This is a genomic window from Mediterraneibacter sp. 210702-DFI.3.120 (assembly GCF_020561005.1).
Lineage (GTDB): Bacteria > Bacillota > Clostridia > Lachnospirales > Lachnospiraceae > Mediterraneibacter > Mediterraneibacter faecis.
The window spans coordinates 61,365-84,864 of sequence record NZ_JAJCNG010000002.1 but is presented as its reverse complement, the minus strand read 5'-3'; the positions used below and the strand labels follow the sequence as shown (position 1 = coordinate 84,864).

Annotated in this window: 25 protein-coding genes and 1 pseudogene; 25 read left to right on the top strand and 1 reads right to left on the bottom strand. The window is 39.9% G+C overall.

The features are described from left to right. Window positions 1-102 precede the first annotated feature (102 nt). From LI162_RS02000 to LI162_RS01935, 14 genes and pseudogenes are all read left to right on the top strand, one after another. A complete protein-coding gene (locus tag LI162_RS02000) occupies window positions 103-849 on the top strand; it encodes a MerR family transcriptional regulator (protein WP_227155610.1) in 747 nt (248 codons plus the stop codon). Between the two features lie 167 nt (window positions 850-1,016). Beyond that, a complete protein-coding gene (locus tag LI162_RS01995; RefSeq protein WP_055147167.1) occupies window positions 1,017-1,493 on the top strand; it encodes a PTS sugar transporter subunit IIA in 477 nt (158 codons plus the stop codon). Between the two features lie 54 nt (window positions 1,494-1,547). Continuing rightward, window positions 1,548-2,051 carry a flavodoxin family protein BilS gene (gene bilS, locus LI162_RS01990; RefSeq protein WP_196020265.1) on the top strand — a complete coding sequence of 168 codons (504 nt, stop codon included), beginning with the start codon at window positions 1,548-1,550 and terminating at the stop codon, window positions 2,049-2,051. A 366-nt stretch (window positions 2,052-2,417) separates the two neighbouring features. After that, window positions 2,418-3,785, top strand: a complete 1,368-nt coding sequence (locus LI162_RS01985; protein ID WP_227155608.1) for an MATE family efflux transporter — start codon at window positions 2,418-2,420, stop codon at window positions 3,783-3,785. Between the two features lie 13 nt (window positions 3,786-3,798). Beyond that, on the top strand, window positions 3,799-4,383 hold the full coding sequence (locus LI162_RS01980) for a cytidylate kinase-like family protein (protein WP_227155606.1): 585 nt from the start codon (window positions 3,799-3,801) through the stop codon (window positions 4,381-4,383). Between the two features lie 246 nt (window positions 4,384-4,629). Next, the gene (locus tag LI162_RS01975; protein WP_227155604.1) at window positions 4,630-6,084 is read left to right on the top strand and encodes a family 43 glycosylhydrolase; all 1,455 of its coding nucleotides are present in this window, start codon (window positions 4,630-4,632) and stop codon (window positions 6,082-6,084) included. Between the two features lie 305 nt (window positions 6,085-6,389). After that, window positions 6,390-6,830 carry a hypothetical protein gene (locus LI162_RS01970; RefSeq protein ID WP_227155602.1) on the top strand — a complete coding sequence of 147 codons (441 nt, stop codon included), beginning with the start codon at window positions 6,390-6,392 and terminating at the stop codon, window positions 6,828-6,830. After that, the gene (locus tag LI162_RS01965; protein ID WP_227155600.1) at window positions 6,794-7,189 is read left to right on the top strand and encodes a hypothetical protein; all 396 of its coding nucleotides are present in this window, start codon (window positions 6,794-6,796) and stop codon (window positions 7,187-7,189) included. Before LI162_RS01970 ends, LI162_RS01965 begins: the two co-directional genes overlap by 37 nt. Window positions 7,190-7,197: 8 nt before the next feature. Then, on the top strand, window positions 7,198-7,506 hold the full coding sequence (locus tag LI162_RS01960) for a hypothetical protein (protein WP_227155598.1): 309 nt from the start codon (window positions 7,198-7,200) through the stop codon (window positions 7,504-7,506). A gap of 38 nt (window positions 7,507-7,544) precedes the next feature. Beyond that, window positions 7,545-8,114, top strand: a complete 570-nt coding sequence (locus LI162_RS01955) for a site-specific integrase (protein WP_227155596.1) — start codon at window positions 7,545-7,547, stop codon at window positions 8,112-8,114. 112 nt (window positions 8,115-8,226) lie between these two features. Continuing rightward, window positions 8,227-8,826, top strand: coding sequence for an ADP-ribosyltransferase (locus LI162_RS01950; protein WP_227155594.1), 600 nt, complete (start codon window positions 8,227-8,229; stop codon window positions 8,824-8,826). A 401-nt stretch (window positions 8,827-9,227) separates the two neighbouring features. After that, window positions 9,228-10,547 (top strand): hypothetical protein, encoded by a 1,320-nt coding sequence (locus LI162_RS01945; protein WP_227155592.1) that lies wholly within the window; start codon window positions 9,228-9,230, stop codon window positions 10,545-10,547. A gap of 491 nt (window positions 10,548-11,038) precedes the next feature. After that, window positions 11,039-11,430 (top strand): annotated as a pseudogene (locus tag LI162_RS15865) (ParB/RepB/Spo0J family partition protein); the annotation flags it as partial. Between the two features lie 353 nt (window positions 11,431-11,783). Beyond that, entirely contained in the window at window positions 11,784-12,236 is a 453-nt protein-coding gene (locus tag LI162_RS01935; protein WP_015527508.1) for an Hsp20/alpha crystallin family protein, read from the top strand. A gap of 157 nt (window positions 12,237-12,393) precedes the next feature. Here LI162_RS01935 and LI162_RS01930 read toward each other — a convergent pair whose 3' ends face one another. Then, complete coding sequence (locus LI162_RS01930; protein ID WP_227155590.1) at window positions 12,394-13,914, bottom strand: sodium/proline symporter; 1,521 nt, start codon at window positions 13,912-13,914, stop codon at window positions 12,394-12,396. A 393-nt stretch (window positions 13,915-14,307) separates the two neighbouring features. Here LI162_RS01930 and nagA point away from each other — a divergent pair, with 393 nt between their 5' ends. From nagA to LI162_RS01875, 11 genes are all read left to right on the top strand, one after another. After that, window positions 14,308-15,432: an N-acetylglucosamine-6-phosphate deacetylase gene (gene nagA / locus LI162_RS01925; protein WP_227155588.1), complete on the top strand. Its 1,125-nt coding sequence runs from the start codon at window positions 14,308-14,310 to the stop codon at window positions 15,430-15,432. A 121-nt stretch (window positions 15,433-15,553) separates the two neighbouring features. Then, window positions 15,554-16,279, top strand: a complete 726-nt coding sequence (gene nagB, locus LI162_RS01920; RefSeq protein WP_020437018.1) for a glucosamine-6-phosphate deaminase — start codon at window positions 15,554-15,556, stop codon at window positions 16,277-16,279. Between the two features lie 152 nt (window positions 16,280-16,431). Further along, window positions 16,432-17,181, top strand: coding sequence for a copper homeostasis protein CutC (locus LI162_RS01915; RefSeq protein WP_055163246.1), 750 nt, complete (start codon window positions 16,432-16,434; stop codon window positions 17,179-17,181). 107 nt (window positions 17,182-17,288) lie between these two features. After that, the gene (locus LI162_RS01910; RefSeq protein ID WP_055163245.1) at window positions 17,289-18,176 is read left to right on the top strand and encodes a Cof-type HAD-IIB family hydrolase; all 888 of its coding nucleotides are present in this window, start codon (window positions 17,289-17,291) and stop codon (window positions 18,174-18,176) included. A gap of 211 nt (window positions 18,177-18,387) precedes the next feature. Beyond that, window positions 18,388-19,023: a lactate utilization protein gene (locus LI162_RS01905; protein WP_054752766.1), complete on the top strand. Its 636-nt coding sequence runs from the start codon at window positions 18,388-18,390 to the stop codon at window positions 19,021-19,023. Between the two features lie 21 nt (window positions 19,024-19,044). Further along, window positions 19,045-19,893: a class B sortase gene (srtB, locus tag LI162_RS01900; protein ID WP_055163244.1), complete on the top strand. Its 849-nt coding sequence runs from the start codon at window positions 19,045-19,047 to the stop codon at window positions 19,891-19,893. 1 nt (window position 19,894) lies between these two features. Next, complete coding sequence (locus tag LI162_RS01895; protein ID WP_015527516.1) at window positions 19,895-20,083, top strand: DUF951 domain-containing protein; 189 nt, start codon at window positions 19,895-19,897, stop codon at window positions 20,081-20,083. 127 nt (window positions 20,084-20,210) lie between these two features. Continuing rightward, window positions 20,211-20,498: a 30S ribosomal protein S6 gene (gene rpsF, locus LI162_RS01890; RefSeq protein ID WP_015527517.1), complete on the top strand. Its 288-nt coding sequence runs from the start codon at window positions 20,211-20,213 to the stop codon at window positions 20,496-20,498. Between the two features lie 16 nt (window positions 20,499-20,514). Further along, window positions 20,515-20,961: a single-stranded DNA-binding protein gene (locus LI162_RS01885; RefSeq protein WP_015527518.1), complete on the top strand. Its 447-nt coding sequence runs from the start codon at window positions 20,515-20,517 to the stop codon at window positions 20,959-20,961. A gap of 21 nt (window positions 20,962-20,982) precedes the next feature. Next, window positions 20,983-21,249, top strand: coding sequence for a 30S ribosomal protein S18 (gene rpsR, locus LI162_RS01880; RefSeq protein WP_015527519.1), 267 nt, complete (start codon window positions 20,983-20,985; stop codon window positions 21,247-21,249). A gap of 205 nt (window positions 21,250-21,454) precedes the next feature. Next, on the top strand, window positions 21,455-23,500 hold the full coding sequence (locus LI162_RS01875; protein WP_054752773.1) for a DHH family phosphoesterase: 2,046 nt from the start codon (window positions 21,455-21,457) through the stop codon (window positions 23,498-23,500).

Genomic DNA, 23,500 nt, shown 5'->3' with positions numbered 1-23,500 from the left:
TAAAAAGATTGCTAAAATACCAGTAGCAAGATGTCGGTATCTTCATGAACGATGAAGAGAAAAAGATCATCTAATCATCAAGAGGAGGTGGAAAATATAGCTTTGGAATTTCAAATAGGAGAGATATCCCATTTCTTTGACATTCCCGCATCTACATTGCGCTATTGGGAAGAGATGCAGGTTCTATCTCCGAACAAAGGGGAGACAAGTCATTATCGGGAGTATGCGGTAGAAGATCTGATGACAATTTCTGATGTGATCTTTTATAAAAATCTCGGATTTCAGTTAAAGCAGATCCGAGAGATGAAATCCAATACACCGAAACAACAGGCAAATCTGTTTGAACAGAAGTTATCGGAGCTTGAACAGGAACAGGAATTGATAAGACTTCGGATGAAAAAATTACAAAGGCATATTGAGGCGGTGAAGACGTTGGAAGAACTGAGAAGAATGCCTTATCAGGAAACAGAGATCGATACGGAGTGCATTGTCTCTTTTGAGTTGATTGAGCAGGAGAAGTTACTTCAATATATTGAAGATCCGTATCTTTATTCCCGCGTACAGCATACGGACACGCTGCAGCAGGAACAACGTGGTCTGACTGTCTTGCCGGACGCGAGCAATGTGTTTGACGAGTCACATATTATCTGGCGTAAGCATGGCGGCAGATATATGACATTTCTTATGAAAGAAGAAGTTGCCGAGAATTATCCAAATGACTTGCAGAAACATATAGAATATCTACAGCAATATCATAAAACAGGGGATGTGATCAGTCGATTCCTACTCTGCGCACAGGAAGACGGTAAGGTATATGATTTCTATAAGACTTTTGTAGAGATTTACTGATCATTATGAATAAGAAGAAACGATACTAGCGTGGAAAAATATGCAAAACATAGAATTCACAAATAAATCAAAAAATGGGATTGATATTCGCAGAAACAGTGACTATAATTTTTTAATTGGTAAGAGAAGTAATGAGTGGATGAAAGATGTCTAAGGAGGAGTTAGATATGAGCAATCAGGAGAATGTATTTGAAACAATTTTAGCACCTATGACCGGTACAGCAGTAGCAATCACAGAAGTGCCGGATCCTATTTTTATAGAGAAGATTCTTGGAGATGGAATCGCAATCGTTCCGACAGAAGGTAAGGTTGTAAGCCCGGTTGATGGAACTGTATCAAAAGTAGCAGAGACAGGTCACATTTATGCTGTTACTTCCGATAACGGAGTAGAAGTTGTGATACATGTCGGACTTGAGACAGTCGCACTGAATGGAAAATGTTTCCAGATCCATGTAAAAGAAGGAGACAAGGTAAAAGCAGGAGATCTTCTTGCAGATGCAGACCTTGAGTTTATCAAAGAAACAGGACGTAATTCCATCACACCGATCGTCATCGGTTCAAGCCTTGAAGGGAAAGAGCTTGTATGTGAAGAGGGAGAAGTTCAGGCCGGAAAAACTGTTATTATGGAAATCAAGCAGAAATAAGAAGTCTGAAGATATTGTTCCAGAATTGGTTTAGCTTAGAAGGAAGGTTATAGTATGAAGGAAGAAAGATACTCAATCATATTCAGCAGCAAAACAGGAAATACAGCAGAGCTGGCAAATGCGATCCGTGATGCATTGCCGCAGGAGAATTGTGATTATTTCGGAACAAGCGAAATCGAAGAAACGATATCAGAAATGCTTTATATTGGTTTCTGGACAGATCAGGGAAATGCAGATAAGTCCGCATTGGAATTATTGCAGAAGATAAAGAATAAAAAAGTCTTTCTGTTTGGAACAGCCGGGTTTGGTGAGAATGAAGCATATTTCCAGAAGGTTCTGAATAACGTTAAGAGTTCTATGGATAAAAGCAATCAGGTGGTTGGTGAATATATGTGTCAGGGAAAGATGCCGCAAGCGGTGAGAGACCGTTATGTGAAAATGAAAGAGCAGCCGGATCATATGCCAAATCTTGATCTGCTGATCGCAAACTTTGACCGTGCTTTATCACATCCGGATAAGGAAGATCTGGATAAACTCAGAGAGTTGGTTAGAGGGTAGAAAAGTAAAGAAAATTTTGTTTGACTTTTAATAAAACAGGAAATATAATAACTACAAACGAGTAGCAAGTAAGCGTAAATCCAGTTTACCGGCTGCTCGTTTTCTTATTAAAATAGAAGTAACTGTTCAGAGGCAACCTCCAAAATGCTACGCATTTCGTCGGTGTGGCGTATCCGCCAAATAAAATTTCAAAAACAGTCTTAAAAATGCAAGCATTTTACACCTGTTTTATGAAATTTTGCTTGGCTCTGAACAGTTACAAATAGAATATCGCCATGAAAAAGTGTGTAGCCTGTCAGCGTAAGTCCAGCTTATAAGACAAGGTGCGCACTTTTTTTGTGCAGAAAAGAGAGGAGTTAAAACAAAATGGTGGAAAGCAACAAAATGAAGGATATGCCGGTGAATAAGCTGATGGTCCAGATGGGAATCCCGATGATCTTATCTATGGCATTGCAGGCGGTCTACAATATTGTAGACAGTGCATTTGTAGGAAATATGAGAGTGGGCAGTGAGGCAGCATTAAATGCATTGACACTGGTATTCCCGGTTCAGATGCTTATGGTAGCAGTGGGAATCGGAACAGGTGTCGGAACCAATGCACTTCTGGCAAGAACGCTTGGCCAGGGGAATAGTAAAAAAGCAGCAAAGGTGGCCGGAAACAGTCTGTTCCTGGGAGTGATCATTTATGTGGTTTGTTTATTGTTTGGCATCTTTGAAGTGAAAGCATACATTTCATCCCAGACAGTAGATGCAGAAGTTTTTCAGATGGGTGTCAGTTATCTGCGGATATGCTGCGTGATTTCTTTTGGAATTATTTTCTTCTCTTTATTCGAAAAGTTATTACAGGCAACAGGACGATCCCTTTATTCCACAATCGGTCAGGTGGTCGGAGCAGTTGTAAATATTATTCTTGATCCGATCATGATCTATGGTATTGGACCTTGCCCGGAAATGGGAGTGAAAGGCGCGGCCTATGCAACGGTAATTGGTCAGGTAGCGTCCGCAGTATTGCTGTTCATTTTCCATATAAAATTGAATAAAGAGTTTGAGCATGGGGTGAAATATATGAAGCCGGATGGCGGTGTTATAAAAGAAATCTATGCAATCGGACTTCCGGCGATCATTGCACAGGCATTGATGTCGATTATGGTTTATGTAATGAATCTGATCCTGAAGTTCAATCCGTCAGCACAGACAGCATATGGTTTGTTCTATAAGGTGCAGCAGTTTGTTCTCTTCCTTGCATTTGGTCTGCGTGACGCGATCACTCCGATCCTTGCATTTGCTTATGGAATGAGAAGTAAGAAGAGAATAAAGGATGGAATCAAATATGGTCTGATCTATACGATTGCATTAATGATTCTTGGAATTGCTATTACAGAGATTTTCCCTGGGGCGTTCGCGACACTGTTTAATGCAGGACAGTCAAGAGAATATTTTATCGGAGCAATGAGGGTAATCTCAGTCAGCTTTCTGTTTGCCGGAATTAATGTTGCTTATCAGGGTATTTATCAGGCATTGGACGGTGGTGTGGAATCATTGGTAATTTCGCTTTTGAGACAGCTTATCATTATTCTGCCACTGGCCGGAATTTTTTCGATATTTGTCAGAAATGGCCAGATGGGAGTTACATTAATCTGGTGGGCATTTCCGATTACTGAAATAGTGTCATGTTTTGTGGGATATATGTTCTTAAAGAAAATCAGAAAAAATAAAGTTGATGTTTTAAGTTAAGGAGGAAGCGGAGATGAAAAAAAGAATTATTACAATCAGCAGAGAATTCGGAAGCGGCGGACGTTTTATCGGAGAAGAAGTAGCAAAGAAACTTGGAATTGCTTATTATGATAAAAATATCATTAATGACATTGCAGAGAAGTCCGGTTTGTCACCGGAGTATGTTCAGAAAAATGCGGAATTATCTCCGAAAAAAGGCTTGTTTGCATATGCATTTGCTGGACGTGATATCACAGGAAAATCAGTAGAAGACATGGTGTATGAGGCACAGAGGAAAGTTATTTTAGAACTGGCTGAAAAGGAGCCTTGCGTGATCATTGGAAGAAATGCAGATTATATTCTGAAAGACCGGGATGATGTACTGAATGTATTTATCCATGGGGATATGCCGGAAAAAACACAGCGAATTATGGGGTTATATAATGTAGAAGAAAAGGAAGCTGTCAAAATGATGGCAGATACAGATAAAAGGCGTATGGCGAATTACAATTTTTATACGGATCAGAAATGGGGAAAAGCCAGCAATTATACGTTGTGTCTGAATAGTTCCAAGCTTGGGTACGACAGATGCGAGAAGATAATTATGGAATGTATATGACTGTGAAAATACATTCCGAAAATAGTTTGTTATAAAAAGGTAAAACATGAGCAAGAAAGGATGTGAGTCATAGAAATGTGACTTACGTCTTTTCTTATATTGTGCTGGAGAGGAATTTTTGAAAAAGCTTACTATTTGTGAAATGGGAAATACATTTTATGAAATAAAAAAATGACATTACATATTTTGTGATAAGATGTGTTCAGTAAAGAAACTATAATATAATGATACAAGGAGATGATAGGAATGAAACAGCAGGTATTTAATCCATATCTGCCAAGCTGGGAATATATCCCGGATGGAGAACCCTATGTGTTTGGAGATCGAGTATATGTCTATGGCTCTCATGATTCCTTTGGAGCGCCGATTTTCTGTGTGAAGGATTATGTTTGTTGGTCTGCACCTGTGACAGATCTTTCTGATTGGAGATATGAAGGTGTTATATACAGAAAAAATCAGGATCCTTCTAATAAATTAGGAATTCGCTGTTTGTATGCACCAGATGTTACACAGGGACCAGATGGAAGATACTATCTCTATTATGCCTTCGACTTCATGGGTGAGATGGGAGTTGCTGTCTGTGATACTCCGGCAGGCAAGTACGAATTTTACGGACATGTTCATTTTAAAGATGGACATGTATGGGGAAAAAAGAGTGGGGAACCATTTCCGTTTGATCCGGGGATATTGGTAGATGATGATAAGCGAGTATATCTTTATTCCGGATTTGCTACTAAGGTTCCGGCTGTTGCTTCCAGAGGACGTAATCTGACCAATGAAGGCGGAGTTGTTCTGGAACTGGAACAGGATATGATTACAATCAAATCCGGCCCAGAACTTCTATTTCCTACAAAAGGAAAAAAGGGTGCTTTTCAGGATCATGCTTTTTTTGAAGCAAGTTCTATACGAAAAGTGGATGGAAAATATTGTTTTGTATATTCATCAGAACACAATCATGATCTTTGCTACGCAATGGCAGATTCACCTAAAGGTCCATTTACTTATGGAGGCGTTCTGGTAGATATTGGTGATCTTTATTTGAATGGAAATGAAGATGAGACACATGCCTCTAATTATTTAGGAAATACACATGGGGGAATGCTTCAGATAGAAGATCAATGGTATATCTTTTATCATCGACAGACAAATCGTAGTTCTTATGCAAGACAGGCATGTGCAGAAAAACTGGAACGTAGAAATGACGGAGGCTTTCAGCAGGCAGAAATTACAAGCTGTGGCTTAAATCAAGGAGCGTTGAAAGGGATAGGAGCTTATGAAGCAAGAATAGCTTGCAATTTGTGGTCGATAAATGGAACAGGACGATATGATGGAAAGTCATCGAAACAAAAATTGAAAGATCATCCTTATTTCACGCAGAGTGGAAAAGATCGAGAAAATAATGGAGATCAGTACATTGCAAATATGAAGAATGGGTCGGTCGCTGGTTTTAAATATTTCGAAATGGGAGAGGCAAATCAGATCGGAATTACTATACAGGGGAATGCAAAGGGAACAATGCAGGTTTCTGACAAATCTGATTTTGAAAATATTTGTGCAGAGATTGAAGTGAGTAACAGAGAGAAAGAAATGCATACTTATAAAGGTGCCTTAAACATCCCAAGAGGAAAAAGAGCATTATTCTCCAGATTTCAGGGAAAAGGTACAGTAGACTTTCATTTTTTTGAACTGATGAAAGATTAAAACTGGAAGAAGGAGAAATGACATGAAGAAGTGGATAGAAAAACATCCGGATTTATCTTTAAAGCTTTAAGCAATAGACCATTTAAATTTTTTGTAAGTATCGGTATTCCGACAGGATTGAATAAATAAAAGGGCATGAATCTATAGGTGGATTCATGCCCTTTTATTTTAGCAATTTATGTGACATACAATAACTGTAAATACATGCAATGATTTCTGCAATCTAGAAGGCATACCAGCCATGTGAAATGCCAGAGATTTTTATAAAAATCCAAAGGCATGGAACCAGTAAAATAAGCTGACGGATGGCAGCACCAACCATGTTAATAATGCCATTTCCAAGCCCGGAGGAAAAGTATCCGCAAAGAATCGTAATTGCAGACATCACAAAGGAAATGGAAATAATCCTCAGTGCCGGAATGCCGAGCAGCAGCATTTCTGAACTTGCAGAAAATAATTGCAGCAACTGTCCGGGGAAACACCAGAATATAACAGTTCCGCGCAAGGCAATGATTGCTCCGGTAGGAAGTAGAAAAAGTTTTCAGCATTTTCTGAATGCGCAGAGTGTATATCAGGTTGTGAAGGAACCGGGGCCTGTAAAGCAGGATAATCAGGAGAGTATGGAGACAAAAGAATATATTTCCCGATCAGAGGCAGCGGCTCTTGCAGGAGTTACAAGCGGAACAATCACAAAATGGATGCAGATGGCATGGAGCACCAGAAGTCGGAAGGCTATACCACGCTGAAAGAAGCCGAAAAGCGAAAAAAGGAGATTGAGTATAAGCAGTCCCTGGGAACATTTGTTGTACCAAAATGCACCAAGGTAAAAGAACTTATAAAGGAATATGTCAGAATCTACGGACATAATGAGTGGGGAGTTGCTACTTATGATGGAAATATAGGACTGATCAATAACTATATTATTCCCACGATCGGAGAGGTGCAGCTGTCTGAGATCAACAACCATTTTATGGAGAAGTATTATACGGATCTTCTGAAAATGCCGGCTGTAAAGAGTTCAAGGAATCCGGATGGGGACAAGCTGATCACAGCTGCGACAGTTCATCAGATACATAAGGTACTAAGGAGCTGTTTCAGGCGGTAAAGTGGGATATGATGGACAAGAATCCGGCAACAGATGCGACACTGCCGAAGTATAAAGCTGAGGAGCGTGAAATCTGGACTGCGGAAATGCTGATGCAGGCAATCGATGCGTGTGAGAATAAATGGCTCAAAGTAGCATTTCATCTGGCATTCGCAGCAACGGTCCGAATAGGAGAGCTGCTTGGGCTGACATGGGACTGTGTGGATATATCAGAAGAAGCTATTTCAGAGAACAGGGCATATGTCTTTATTAACAAACAGGTGGAGCGTGTATCAAAGGAAGCTGTTGAGGAGCTGGATTCAAAAGAAGTCTTCTGATCTTCCCATCCCAAAGGAAGAATAATAAGACGGTCAGGGTGCTGAAAACACCAAAGACCGATGCCAGCGAGCGCAAAGTCTATATACTAGGGTTTGTTGCACAGTGCCTTATTGATATAAAAAAGGAACAGGATGAGATAAAGGAGGCACTTGGCAGTGAGTATACCGATTACAACCTGATAATGGCGACTACTTTTGGAATGCCGATCAATGGCAGCTATATTCGGGATCAGATGCAGAAAGTAATTGATAAAGAAGGTCTTCCGGATGTGGTTTTTCATAGTCTGCGCCATACAAGTGTCACATACAAACTGAAACTGAGCGGTGGAGATATCAAAGCAGTCCAGGGGGATTCCAGACATGCACAGGCGGACATGGTAACGGAAGTGTATGGTCATATCATTGATGAGGACCGGCGGAAGAATGCAGAGAGAATGGAGAATGCCTTTTATAATAAGGAAAATCTTAATCCGCAGATGAAGGGTGCAGATGCTGATCAGGCAGCAAACATGATGGCTGTTCCGGAAGGTGTGGACGCCGAACTTTTGATGAAAGTTCTGGGAAATCCGGAGATGGCGGCTTTGCTGACTAGCCTGGCAAGACAATAAAAGTATAATGAAGAAAATATGGGTATCGCGTGGATAAGATATATCTGTGCGATATCTTTTTTGTGGTATTCTATATTATAGCAATAAATAAAAAAAGGTGGAATGAAAGATAGTGATTGAGTTAATTCGTAAAAGATGTGTAGCAATAGACAGTGTAATCATGGATTTAAACATGGAATACCATGCAATTAAAAGTAAAATATTAAGAGAAGAATATAAAAAGTGGAAAAAGGAACTTACAAGAGAAGAAGTTAAGGAAATACGAAAATATAGGATAGGAACAGTTACTCCGGGAAAGAGGAATATCAATGCATATTTAAGAAATAGTACACAAAATGATTGCAAAAAAAATGATAAAGTTAAAATACTGAAAAATGCAATTTCCAGAGCAAAAATAAATAATAACATTGTAACGTACAGAACAATTAACAGGATAGAATGTGATTATATAAAAAAATTTAGTAAAAATGAAATTTTTGAAAATAAGGATTTTAAGGGAACTCATGTGTCAAAATATATATTCAAAAATACAACTACAGCATATGTAATATATCTAATTCCAAAAGGATATGCATGCGCATATATAAATTATTGGGTTCCTATTTTTATGCATGAAAAAGAGCTATTATTAAATTGTGGTTCAAAATGCAGAATAGTAGATGTGAAAAAAGTATTTGAAAAGGACTGCTATGTAGTTGAAGTATTAAATTAACTATATGATAAGAGAACAGTGAAAAATACGAGCTGATGCAGCTACATCACGCATTGCAATTAGTAGCGGATGATAATGTATCGCAGAAGGCAACAAGGTCAGATGTTTCATCATGGTAGAATTGCTATAGAAAATATTGTAATTGGCAAGGTAGACGAATTGATAGTATTTGTTGAAAATCGCTATCCTAAGAATATTTTTGGCAGTAAGTTTAATTTGGGAAGCATTACAAATAATAGGCTTTGGTAGTTAGATGATCTAGTAATCATTGGGTTATAGTAAATATGATTTTTCATGCAATAGACATGATGGGTATAGGAATTTTGTAAAAAGATATAAGGAAAAGTAGGTTATGCTACAGATAAAGATGATTTGTTGGGTAATCGAGGAGAAAATAAAAGATGATAAATGAACACTTGAAAAAAGAAAACATTTTTTTGGATGATTGGGCAGTAAAGTTTTCGGGCTTTATAAGGGATGGCATAGTCAATCATGAATTTTACTGGAAAAGCGGGATAAAAATTCTATTTTTACTAAAAGAGGTAAATGGTGGAGAAGACTGGGATTTAAGAGAATTTCTTCGTGAAGGTGGAAGAAAGCAAACATGGGACAATGTTACCAGGTGGGTGATAGGAATAAATCATTTAGAGCGAGATATACCATGGAAAGAGTTAGAAAGTATAACTGAAGAACAAAGAATAGAAAATCTGCAAAGGATAGCAGTTGTGAATGTGAAAAAGACCCCTGGTAGCCATACCTCTGCAGTTGAACAGATAACAGAGGCAGCTATAAATAATGGAGAGATGTTATGTAATCAAATAAATATGTGTCAGCCAGATATCATAATCTGTGGAGGCACTTCGGGAAATTATTTTAATAGTATTTCGGAGTATTCAAATCCTACTTGGAAGCAGACAAAACATGGTATATGGTATGTTGTTGAGCCAACAGGTCGGATTATTGTTGAATATTCGCATCCGGAAGCGAGGGTTAAAGATTGCCTGCTTTATTATGGTTTGGTAGATGCGGTAAGAGAAATCATATATAAGCCGATAACACAGAAAATACAGTCATGGATAGATTATAATCGGAATAAGCCTAAAGGTAATTATGCTGCTCATAAACAAGAGCATGATGAATACAGGAAGAATAATGATCTGGATTGTATTTTAACAGATGGAAATTTATATGCGGATACAATTTTCTCGTTGTGGCTACCACTACGATTCGTATTAGTTCGTATTAACGATTATAAGGTATTAAATCAATATGGAGATATAAACAATAAAGATAAAAAAGGGGAATTCTTAAGGGCAATAGCTGGAAACATACCACAACTGCTTCCATTGGAAAATAGTATTGTAATGAAATTGATTAGGCTGTTCGATTTAGGACAGAAAAGATGCAATGTTATGATATTAAAGGATAGAAGCATGCAGCGTAGGGGTGATAAACCATATTATGATTATATGCCTTATTTTTTGTCTGAATGTTTTGAGAATGGAGATTTTAGTTTTTATTTTACCGGTGGGGATGAAGAACTCAAAGAGTGGATTCGAGAAGAAAATCTTGAAATGTTCTTTAAAGACAGGATAGAAAAAGAGGCAATAAAAGATTTGGCAGGAACGGGCAACATAAAAAAAGGAGTACCCCAAGATATGAATTTTTTGTTGGATAATTATATTGCGATATTGGAGCAAAGAGAAAGGCTTATAAAGTAGAAGATTATAAGAGTAAATTAGAGTAAAATATGGTCAAAAACCCATCGACATCCGACCCTGTACACGTTATAATATATGTAATCTAATAAGAAAATCAAGTGATCATTGTTACAAGCTGAATCGTAATGGTGGCCAACCGAGTGAACTCAATGGAACGGAATGGTTATATCCTCCGGGTGCTCCGAGCACCGAAAGGTGTTTTACAGAGATGAAAACAGGTTTTCTTATTTTGGCAGTGAGCAACAGAATAGTTAGGAAAATCAAGGATTTCCTTGACTTAACTTTACTAAGAATTATATATGTTTTCAGTGGTATCTTGAACTCCTAAGCACTAGATGTGGGTTCGATTCCCGCACGGGACGTTGCGGAATGATTAGCAGAAATCGCGAAATCATTCCGTTTTTTATTGCAAATGAATAGCTGAAAAAGGACAATGTCATTAACTTAAAAGCAGATCAGACGATGAACACCGACTATTCGATCCTGCCGTTGAGAAAGTTGTAGAGATCGGTCTGGAGCGTCTGAGGCCATTCGAGAATCATCCGTTCAAGGTAAAGGAGGATGAAGCAATGGCACGGCTCATGGAAAGCATCAAGACAAATGGAGTTCTTTCACCGGTCCTGATCCGACCGGAATGGACACTTATGAAATGATCTCCGGTCACAGAAGACTCCATGCTGCACAGCTGGCAGGGCTTACTGCGATTCCTTCAATTATCCGGGAAATGACAGATGATGAATCGGTAATCGCGATGGTGGATGCGAATATTCAGAGAGAGGAGTTATTGCCGAGTGAGAAGGCATGGGCTTATAAGATGAAATTGAATGCGATGAAACGACAAGCCGGAAGACCATCAAAAGAAAATGCTGGTCAAAATGACCAGAATTGAGAGTGAAATCATAAAGCTGAAAAGCGTAGCAATTAGCTGACACCAAAAATAAAAAATGGTGTCAAATCAAGAAAAAGTGATGATTATAAGGAAGAAAAAGTGTTGCAAACCGTAAAATCAAGGTTTGCAAAAAAAATCTTAAAAAATTAGCACTCGCCTCTTGACTTGGCTAAAAACTGCGTGCTATATAATAAGTAGAACAAAGGAAGACAGAGAAAAAAGAAAAGAAATGAACTTCTGAATCCTCCGAATGTTCTGACAACAACTGCGAAAGCAGCTTATATAAATTGTGAGATCTTCTCACAAAAGGCAACAAAGTTAGTTAGCATTGAAAGGAGAAATGACTTATGATGATGCCTAGTATTTTTGGAGAAAACTTATTTGATGATGATTGGATGAATTTCCCATTTGAGCAGGATTTCTGGGGAAAGAAGAATCCGTTATACGGTAAACACGCTAAGAATTTGATGAAGACAGATATCCGTGAGCATGACGCAGGATATGAAGTAGATATCGATCTTCCTGGATTCAAGAAAGATGAGATCAGCATTGAGCTTGAGAATGGTTATTTGACTGTATCAGCTGCTAAGGGTCTTGATAAGGATGAGGAAGACAAGAAAGGTAAATACATCCGTAAGGAGCGTTATGCCGGAGCAATGCAGAGAAGCTTCTATGTAGGTGAGAACCTTACACAGGAAGATATCAAAGCAAAATACGAGAATGGTATTCTGAGACTGTCAGTGCCGAAGAAAGAGGCAAAACCAGTTGAGACAAAGAAAACAATCGCAATTGAAGGATGATTTGAACACTGATGTGAGTCAGGTGTCAAATGTCGAAGGGGCTTATGTAAGCCCCTTCTTTTTGTATATAAATAAGATAAATATGAATCATAAACGCACAAAAAATCAGCCGTAAATATTTACGACTGATTTTTTGACTTTATAATACATTTGTAATTTATTCAGTTTCCGCTTTGATTCCCTGATCGAAGATTTCAACAGCTTTTTTATTTGGCTCAGCAGTAAGTTTTGCTACAATAACAGCAATCAGAAAACTTGCAAAGAATCCAGGGACAATCTCGAAGATACCTGTGGCATCTGTCATTCCTGTGAGCAGCCATCCGAGATCTACAACGAATCCGGAGATTACACCTGCTACAGCACCCTGGTAATTAAAGCGTTTCCAGAACAGTGACAACAGAATCGTAGGTCCGAAAGAAGCACCGAAAGCGCCCCATGCATTTTCAACCATATCCATGATAGCCTGAGCACCGCTTCCCTTAGAGTTTGCGATACCGAAAGCAATCAGGGAGAGGATCAGTACGAGGATACGTCCAACCATCAGCGTCTCTTTTTCAGAAGCATTTTTTCTGAAGAAAGGCTTGTACAGATCTGCTGTGAAGGAGCTGGATGCTACCAACAGCTGAGAGTCTGCAGTGGAGATCGAAGCGGCGATGATCGCTGCAAGCAGAAGTCCACAGATGCCTGCCGGGAAGAATCTTCGCGCCATAGCAATGAATACAAGTTTCTGATTTCCCTGAGTGAGCAGTTCAGCGCCCATAACCATTCTGCCTAAGTAAGCAATCAGGACAGCAGAGAACAGTGAGATGATTACCCATACAATTGCTACGATAGAAGATTTCTTGATCATGGATGGTTTCTCGATAGACATAAAACGCACCAGAATATGTGGCATACCGAAGTATCCTAACCCCCAGCCAAGTCCGCTGACGATATCCTGCCAGCTGGCATCAAAGATACCGCCTCCGAAAGCACACTGTGTTACAGCTCCTGTAGCAGCATCAGTATACGTATATACTGTAGTAAGAGCAGTAGGATCCAACAGATCACTGTGACCGATGCAGACTACGAGAGGTACAAGCATCAGTGCAAGCATCATCAGTAATCCTTGGAAAAAGTCTGTCCAGCAAACTGCCGCAAAGCCACCAAAGAATGTGTAGGCAACAATGATCAGCAAGAATGCGAACATAGCAATCTTAGGAGAAACTGTCGGGAACAGTGTTGTGAATACAGAAGTACCGGCTACCAGTGCAGATGCTACATAAATTGTATAAGCAAACAGGAAGATCAGTGCACATGTCAACTGCAGTGATCTGGAGTCTGTTGCAAAACGATTTGTCAGATACTGTGGTAATGTGATTGCATCATCTGCAGCTTTAGAGAATGTACGCAGACGTTTTGCGCACAGAATCCAGTTAGCAGCTGTTCCTAATGCAAGACCGATACCGATCCACATCTGTCCGAAACCGAAAGCTAAGATCGATCCCGGAAGTCCCATCAGCAGCCACGCAGACATATCGGACGCTTGTGCGGACAGTGCTGTTACCCATGGTCCCATAGATCTTCCACCAAGGAAGAAGTCCTCAGAGTTCTTATTGGTACCGTTAAAGTAAAATACTAATGCTACGCCAAGCAAAATGACGAAATACGCAATAAAAGTAATGATTTCCCAATTCATAATTTTTTATCCTTTCCTTATATTGATATGATGATATCGGGCAGGATCGTCAAAGTGCGTAGCACAGATACAATCCGTAGGTATCATAATTGAAGGCATTTTTAACCCACAATAACATTTAATTTACCGCAATTAGGCGGATATTGTCAATAGTTTGGGGGAAACTACTATTGTTTCAGGTGTTTCTTATAGTTCTGCGGTTAGTAGAAACGGACAGAGATTTTTTCATAAATTATGAAATATTGATGGAATCTCACCTTGTATTGTGAGATAATAGAAAAGTAAGAGTTCTATTGCTGCTCGTAGGTAACTGCGAACAGTAATAGATCCGTATCTGTTCAGTATCTTCACAGATACCAGTATTCTAAAAAGTAGAAAACGAGGTAGAACAACATGAAACTGATCAAGGAGAAGAAGATTTATACTGGGAACGGTGTAATCGAAAATGGCTATATCCGCTTTGATGAGAAGATTGAAGAAGTCGGTGATATGGCGGGGTTCGAGCCGAAAGAAGGGGATCTTGAGGTAAGTTGTGCAGGAACAATGGTTGTTCCTGGATTTATTGACATTCATAGTCATGGTGGTTATGGGAAAGATAACATGGATGCTACACCGGATGAGATTGATGAGATGGTTAAGCAGATGACAAAGCAGGAGGGAATCACAACTTATTTCTGTACAACTATGACTCAGACCTATGAGAACATCGAGAAAGCAATGCAGAATATTCATGATGCGGCACAGAAGAACCCGGTGATTAAAGGGATTCACTTAGAGGGACCATTTATTTCAACGGTGTTCAAGGGGGCACAAGATCCTTCTTATATTAAGAAGCCGGATGAAAAAACACTGGCAAAATGGAATGAGATCAGCGGCGGTCTCCTGCGTATTGTTACTTATGCGCCGGAAGAGGCAGATCCATCATTTGAGACATGGTGCAAGGAAAAAGGAGTTGTCTTAAGTGCAGGACATTCGAATGCATTATACGGGGAATTGAATGCAAGCGGAGCAACACATGTGACTCATCTTTACAATGCACAGAGAGGACTGAATCACAGAGAGCCTGGTGTGACAGGATATGGTATGCTGGCAGAAGGGGTACATGCAGAGCTAATCTGTGACGGAAAGCATATCGTACCGGATATGGTGAAACTTGCATGCAAAGTAAGAGGGTATGATGGAATCGAGCTGATCACAGATTCCATGCGTGCGAAAGGAATGCCGGAAGGAAAGAGCGAACTGGGCGGACAGGTCGTAATCGTAAAAGATGGTATGGCAAAACTGGAAGACGGAACGATCGCAGGAAGTATCCTTACATATATTCAGGCATTTAAAAATGTTATGGAATTTACAGGTGCTACGGTTGAAGATGCAGTAAAGATGACCTCTGGAAATCAGGCGAAAGAGTTCGGACTTGATTCTAAGGGTGCTATTGCAGCAGGAAAAGATGCAGACATGGTTGTATTAAATGATGTGTTTGATTTAGTACAGACAATCAGCTACGGTAAACTCGCATAAGGAATAAGAAGTTATAAAATATATCTACAGAAGCAGGAAGCAAATAGATTTGATCTATGAAAATATGGGGTGGCTTCCAAAGCACTCGATATAAATATAATGAAATGAGAGGGTATTAAACATGGAAGTAATTGTAAAGAAGAATTATGAAGAGATGAGCAAGGCAGCAGCAACACTGTTTGCAGCAGAGATTATGGAGAATCCGAAAACAATCCTTGGTATGGCAACAGGATCTACACCGGTTGGTCTGTACAAAGAGCTTGTTAAAATGTATGAGGCTGGAGATCTTGATTTCTCTCAGGTTACTACATTTAATCTTGACGAGTATATTGGACTGGCACCGGAGCATGATCAGAGCTATCATTATTTCATGAATGACAATCTTTTCAATCATGTAAATATCAACAAAGAGAATGTACATGTACCGGATGGGGTTGGATTTGAAGCTGGAGAGGCAGGAAAAGCTTACGAAGAACTGATGGCAAAGACAGGACAGGTAGAAATCCAGCTGCTTGGACTTGGATGCAATGGACATATCGGATTCAACGAGCCGGCAGATGAGTTTACAAAAGTAACAGGTGAGATCGATCTGACAGATAGCACAATTGAAGCGAATAAGCGTTTCTTTGAGAAGAAAGAAGATGTGCCGAGAAAAGCAGTTTCTATGGGGATCGGAACAATTATGCGTGCAAAGAAGATCGTACTTCTTGTAAACGGAGAGAATAAAGCAGAGATTCTGAAAGAAGTAGTAAACGGACCGGTTACACCAAAGGTACCTGGAAGTATCTTACAGTTCCATCCACATGTAACAGTGATCTGTGATGAAGAGGCAGCAAAGTACCTGTAAAATGCCTGCAAGAGGTCATCAACTGACATACGGTTAAAGCTTATAGTAGCTTGTGTCTAGAGAGACTTCTTAGTAAACGATAAGAACCATGAAGAAGCTGCCAACGGCAGCTTCTTCTAATATATAAAAATTATTGAAGGAAAATAGAACATATGAAAACAATAATATTAGAAGCATGCACAGATTGTGTACAATCAGCGATCAATGCGCAGAAAGGTGGCGCAGACCGAATCGAATTATGCAGCAATCTTGTGATCGGAGGACTTACTCCGGGGAAGGCATTATTTGATCTTGTCAAGAAATATACAGACATCAAGACGAGAGTTCTTCTTCGTCCGAGATATGGAGATTATTGCTATAACCAATATGAATTTGAACAGCTAAAAGAGGAAGTTCAGATGTACTGTGAGATGGGAGCTGATGGAGTTGTCATCGGAATGCTTAATCCGGATGGTACATTGGATACAGAGCGAATGGCAGAACTTATCAAGGCAGCAGGAAATAAAGAAAAAGCGCTTCACCGTGCATTTGATGTCTGTATAGACCCGATGAAAGCACTCGAAGAAGCGATTGATCTTGGGTTCGATACGATTCTGACAAGTGGACAGAAAGAAACTGCGTGGGAAGGGAAAGAGATGCTGAAAGCACTTCAGGAGAAAAGTGCAGGAAGGATTGAGATCCTTGCGGCAAGCGGAATTGGTGCAGAATCAATAGAAAAATTACTTCCGTATACAGGAATTACTTCTTATCATATGTCTGGAAAGATTGTAGTGGACAGTATGATGAAATATAGAAAAGAAGGAATCGGACTTGGATTGTCGGAACGTGGAGATTATGCGCTTTGGCAGACTTCGGAAGAAGAAATCGTGAAAGCAGTAAAGGTTTTAAAAACAACAGGTTAACTTCAACAGACATGTCTTGCACAGCTTCACAAAAACAGTTATACTCATAGGCAAAGGCAAAAAATATATTTATAAGACAAGAAAGTTTTAACAGGAGAAAGCGGATTATGATCAAAGTAATAGCAAGTGATATGGATGGAACACTACTTGGAGACAATCACAAAGTAGCACCGGAGACAGTAGAAGCGATCCGTGAAGCACAGGCGGCGGGAATCCGCTTTATGATAGCAACCGGAAGAAGTTATAATGGAGCAATGGAAGAATTAAAAGGTCTGGATCTTGGCTGTGATTTCATTGTGGGCTCAGGCGCAGAGATACGCAACCCAAAGGGTGAAATTCTAAAAAGCATAGGATTTACATATGAGCTCTGCAATGAGGTGGCAAAGGTATTGGAAGAATATCCAATCTCGGTATTGTATTGCGCCGGACCTTATGAGTATCGTGTGGGAACACCGGAGGAAGTAGAGGAGAGTATTGTTCGTCAGATTCAGCTGTTCCATTTATCTGAGTGCAGAGACCAAATAGAGCAGTCAGAACTTTATAAGCGAGTGAAGGCAAGTTCAAGACGAATCGATTCTGTGGACGAATTAGAGAAACAGGGAATTATGATCCATAAGATTTTCCTTTTTACAGGCGATCTGGAGATGCTTGATAAGATCAAGCGAAGACTGATGCAGAATCCGGAACTCGCAGTTGCGTCTTCCTTCTATAATAATCTGGAAATCACGGTAAAAGGAGCGGAGAAAGGACCTGCGATTCAGGAATATATTGAATCCTTAGGTTATACAAAAGAGGAAGTGATGGTGTTTGGGGACAGTCTGAACGATTACTCTATGTTGTCTATGGATTTTGGCGCAACTGTCGCGATGGAAAATGCAGATGAGGAAGTGAAGCGGGTTTCAAAATATGTTACAAAGTCAAATGAAGACTTAGGGGTGGCATATACCATTCATGAACTGTTGAAAAAGCAGGGGAAAATCAATTCAAATTGGTAACTGTTCAGAGCCAACCTCCAAAATGCTACGCATTTCGTCGGTGTGGCGTATCCGCCAAATAAAATTTCAAAAAACAGTCTTAAAAATGCAAGCATTTTACACCTGTTTTTTGAAATTTTGCTTGGCTCTGAACAGTTACTCAAATTGTGAATAACTTTTCAAAAAATGAAAATGCATGTTGATAACACAAAATAAAAGCGAGGCAATTAAGATGGATGTAAGACAGAAAAGAAACAAAGTACTTGGAGAACGTGTGGTGAAAGCACTTGAATCCAGAAATATGGATGCTTATTATGCTGAGACAAAGGAAGAAGCAGTGCAGAAAGCACTGGAGTGGATTCCGGAAGGAAGTACGATCAATATGGGAGGTGCCTCTTCCGTACACGAATGCGGTCTGATTGATGCGATAAAATCCGGAAACTATAATTTCTGTGACAGAGATAAAGCAGCTACACCGGAAGAGAAGCAGGAAATCGCGAGAGCAGCATTTTCCTGTGACTGGTTTCTTGGAAGTGTGAATGCGATGAGTGAAGATGGAGTGTTCATCAATATTGACGGAAATGCAAACCGTGTAGCAGCATATGCATTTGGACCAAAGAATGTACTTCTAATTGTTGGTATGAACAAAGTTGTAAAGACACAGGAAGATGCAATGAGCAGGGCAAGAAATGAAGCTGCACCTGTAAATGCACAGCGTTTTGGAATTGATACACCATGTTCCAAGGCTGGAAGCTGCTTTGACTGCAAGAGCCCGGAATGTATCTGTTGTCAGATTCTGGTAACAAGATTCAGCCGTCAGAAAGGTCGTTTCAAAATTATTCTTGTAGATGAGAATCTTGGTTTCTAGTAGCCGGAGAAGGGAAAAAGAATGGGAAAAAATAGAAAGAAGCCGGTGCGCCACAGATTAGAAAAGCGACAGAAACGAAGCAGACAAAAGAAAAAAAGCGGTTTATTTGACAAAGTAACAATGGTGGTCCTGGTTGTGGCAGTCTGTGTTTTTGCATTTTCGCTTTATCAGCTGGTACGCACAATGGTGCCATATTATTCTGGTGGAAAAGAGTATGATAAGCTCAAAAATAAAGCAATCACTGTACAGGAGCAAACAGATGATCCGGGAGATGTATCGGGAGACACATTTAAAGTAGATTTTGATGTGCTTTTGCAGGAAAATCCAGATACGGTAGCCTGGATCCGGTTTGATGAACCATCAATCATCAGTTATCCGGTTGTAAAAAGTGCAGATAACAAAGAATATCTGACAAAGACGTTTTCCGCAAATGATAATAAACTGGGTGCAATTTTCATGGACATGAAAAATAAGAGTGATTTTTCAGATAGAAATACAATGATTTATGGACATAACCTGAAAGTTGGCGGAGAAATGTTTTCGCAGCTGAAAGAGTATGAGGAAGAATCTTTCTATAAAGAACATCCGAATTTCTATATTTATACACCGGATGGAAAAACAAGGACTTATACCGTGTTTTCAGCAGCTGTCGTGAAGGATACTGCAGATCAGTATAATCTGACTTATGCGACAGACGAAGCGTTTGAGAGTTATTTGAAAATGTGTAAAGAAGATTCAGCATATGACACAGGAACAGAAGTGAATGCGCAGTCTCAGATTGTCAGTCTTTCAACTTGTACCAATGTAAGAGAAGATGAGAGATTCCTTTTGCAGGGAGTGTTGACAGCGACAGACGGAGGAGAAAATTAGAATGGCAGACAGATTTGATGTAGGCGACATTATTAAGATGAAGAAACCGCATCCATGCGGAAGTCAGGAGTGGGAGATTCTCCGGGTCGGAGCGGATTTCCGTCTCAAATGTATGGGCTGCGGGCACCAGATTATGGTGCCAAGAAAATTGGTAGAAAAAAATACAAGACAAATTACAAAAAAGGCTTGAAACAACAAATTCTTTATGGTATTATAAGAAACTGTGACATGCTGATGGAACAATTCCACTCAGTCATTCAATTTCCTTGTTCCCGGGAGGAACCGGGGGCCAAGAGACCATAAGGAGGTAAAATAAGATGAATAAGTATGAATTAGCTGTTGTTGTAAGCGCAAAACTCGAAGACGAAGCAAGAGCGGAAGTAATCGAGAAAGTGAAAGCAATGATCACTCGTTTCGGCGGTAATGTAACAGACGTTGATGAGTGGGGCAAGAGAAGATTCGCTTACGAGATCCAGAAAATGAAAGAAGGATTTTATTACTTCATCCACTTCGAGGCTGAAAGTACAGTTCCAGCTGAAGTAGAGCAGCGTATCCGCATTATGGACAATGTACTCAGATATTTATGCGTGAAACAGGAAGCATAAGCGGAAAGAGGTATATATGAATAAAGTAGTTTTAGTAGGACGGTTAACAAGAGACCCAGAAGTGAGATATTCACAGGGAGACAATGCTACAGCGGTTGCAAGATATACACTTGCTGTAGATCGCAGATTCAGAAGAGACGGTGAGCCGACAGCGGATTTTATTCCGTGTGTTATATTCGGACGTTCCGCAGAGTTTGCTGAGAAGTATTTTCATCAGGGAATGCGTGTCTCTATTTCCGGACGTATCCAGACAGGAAGCTACACGAACAAAGATGGTGTGAAAGTATACACAACAGAAGTGATCGTGGAAGAGCAGGAGTTTGCAGAGAGCAGAGCCGAGGCAGAAGCTAACAGAGCAAGTTTCCAGCGTCAGTCTGCACCGAGTCCGGCACCTAGCGCAGATGCAGGTGATGGCTTCATGAATATCCCGGATGGTATCGATGAGGAGTTACCGTTTAACTAAGTCGGAAAGGAGATAACCATCATGGCTTACGAAAAAGGAAGCAGACCAGAGGGTGGATTCAAAAGAAGAGGCCCAGCTCGTAGAAGAAAAAAAGTTTGCGTGTTCTGTGGTAAAGAGAACAACGAAATCGATTACAAGGACGTTGCAAAATTAAAAAAATATGTTTCTGAAAGAGGAAAAATTCTTCCTAGAAGAATTACAGGAAACTGTGCTAAGCACCAGAGAGCTCTTACAGTAGCAATCAAGAGAGCTAGACACATTTCTCTTATGCCTTACGTTCAGGACTAATTGAGATAATTAGCTAATAGCAAGATCGAATTTTTGGAGAAATTCAGAAATTCGATCTTTTTGCTTTTTCTAATTCATTTTTGCGTGTTTTTTGCATAATACAACCTATAGCATCTTAGGGGAAAAGATGCTATAATAGATTAGCTATATTGTAATTAGTCACAGATGATGGTGATTGATAGTAGTCCCAGGTGAGGTATTAGTTATGAAAAGGAATAAAATGCAGCTGAAGGGACAGCTCAGAATGTACATGCGATGGCCGCTGATCATGACACTTCTCTTGATTGGCATGGATGTATGGATGTACATGGTGGACAAGAAAGCCGGACTTTTGATGTCAGTGATCATAATTATATATGTAGGAATCGCTTTTTCGCTGTATTTCTATAACAGATCTTTGATCCTGGCAGATCTGATCCAGTTTTCAGTACAGTATAAAGGTATTGAAAACCGGTTGCTCAAAGAACTGGCAATTCCCTATGCGATTGCGCTGGAGGATGGGAGGATTCTGTGGAAGAATGATTGCTTTTTGAATCTGACAGAGGGTCAGAGAAAAGAACGTTATCTGAACCGTATGATTCCAGAATTACATCCGGGTGTGTTTCCAAAAAATGATGTGGATCATGTAGAATTGGAAGTAACTTATCGTGAAAGAAGTTATCAGGCAGAGCTTCGAAAAGTATCATTGGAGGGATTCAGTGAGAAAGAAGAGTTGCTTCAGATTCCGGAAGAGCAGGAATATTTTGTTGCAGTTTCTTTAAGAGATGTAACAGAACTGAATGCCTACATCCGAGAGAACGAAGATCAGCGAATGATTGCCGGATTGATTTATATTGATAACTATGATGAAGTTATGGAGAGTGTTGAGGAAGTCAGACAATCCCTTCTTGTGGCATTGATCGACCGTAAGATCAATAAGTATATCGGAGATGTAGATGGTATCGTAAAGAAACTGGAGAAGGATAAATACTTTATCGTACTTCGAAAGGATGCTTATAAAAAACTGAAAGAAGACAAGTTTTCTCTTTTGGAAGAGGTAAAACAGGTTAATATCGGTAATTCAAGATCAGCAACACTGAGTATTGGTTTGGGATTGAATACGGCAACGTATGCGTTGAGCTACCAGTATGCGCGTGTGGCAATCGATCTTGCACTTGCCAGAGGCGGAGATCAGGCAGTTATTAAGGATTGTAACGGAATAACTTATTTTGGTGGTAAGAAGGAGCAGACAGCGAAGAATACACGAGTGAAGGCGCGTGTTAAGGCTGAGGCACTTCGAGAGTTTATTGTGACCAGAGACAAAGTTATTGTTATGGGTCATAAGATTGCTGATCCGGATTCTTTTGGTGCATGTATGGGTATTTACCGTGCTGCAGTAAGTCTGGAGAAAAAGGCACATATTGTGATCAATGAAGTTACAGGATCTGTTCGTCCGTTGTATGATGAGATTCTGGAGAGCCCTGCATATGAGGATGATATTTTTATTACGTCAGAACAGGCATTGGATTATGTGGATGACAATGCAATGGTCATTGTAGTAGATACGAACAAGCCACAGATGACAGAGTGTCCGGAACTCTTGAAGAAATCAAAGATGATTGCAGTGCTGGATCATCACAGGCAGAGTAGTAATATTATTGAGAACGCGGTACTTTCTTATGTGGAGCCGTATTCTTCTTCCACTTGCGAGATGATCGCAGAAGTTCTACAGTATATGGTAGATGACATCAAATTCCCGGCACTTGAAGCAGAGTGCATGTATGCCGGAATTATGATCGATACGAGAAACTTTATGAACCGTACAGGTGTGAGAACCTTTGAAGCAGCAGCATTTTTGAGAAGATGCGGTGCAGATATTACACGGGTACGCAAGATGTTCCGTGATGATATGGCATCTTATCAGGCAAAGGCTGAGGCAGTCCGCAATGCAGAAGTTTATCGTAAAGAGTATGCGATTGCGGTATGTCCAAGCGATATTGACAGTCCTACAGTGCTTGCAGCACAAGCGGCGAATGAATTGCTGGATATTAGCGGAATAAAGGCTTCTTTTGTATTGACAGAATATGAAAATAAGATTTATATGAGTGCGCGTTCCATTGATGAAGTGAATGTTCAGATTATCGCGGAGAAGCTCGGTGGAGGCGGTCATATTAATTCTGCGGGAGCACAGTTTGACCACACGAATATGCATGAAGCAGTCAGTGCATTGAAAGAAACCATTGATAAAATGATAGAAGAAGGAGATATTTGA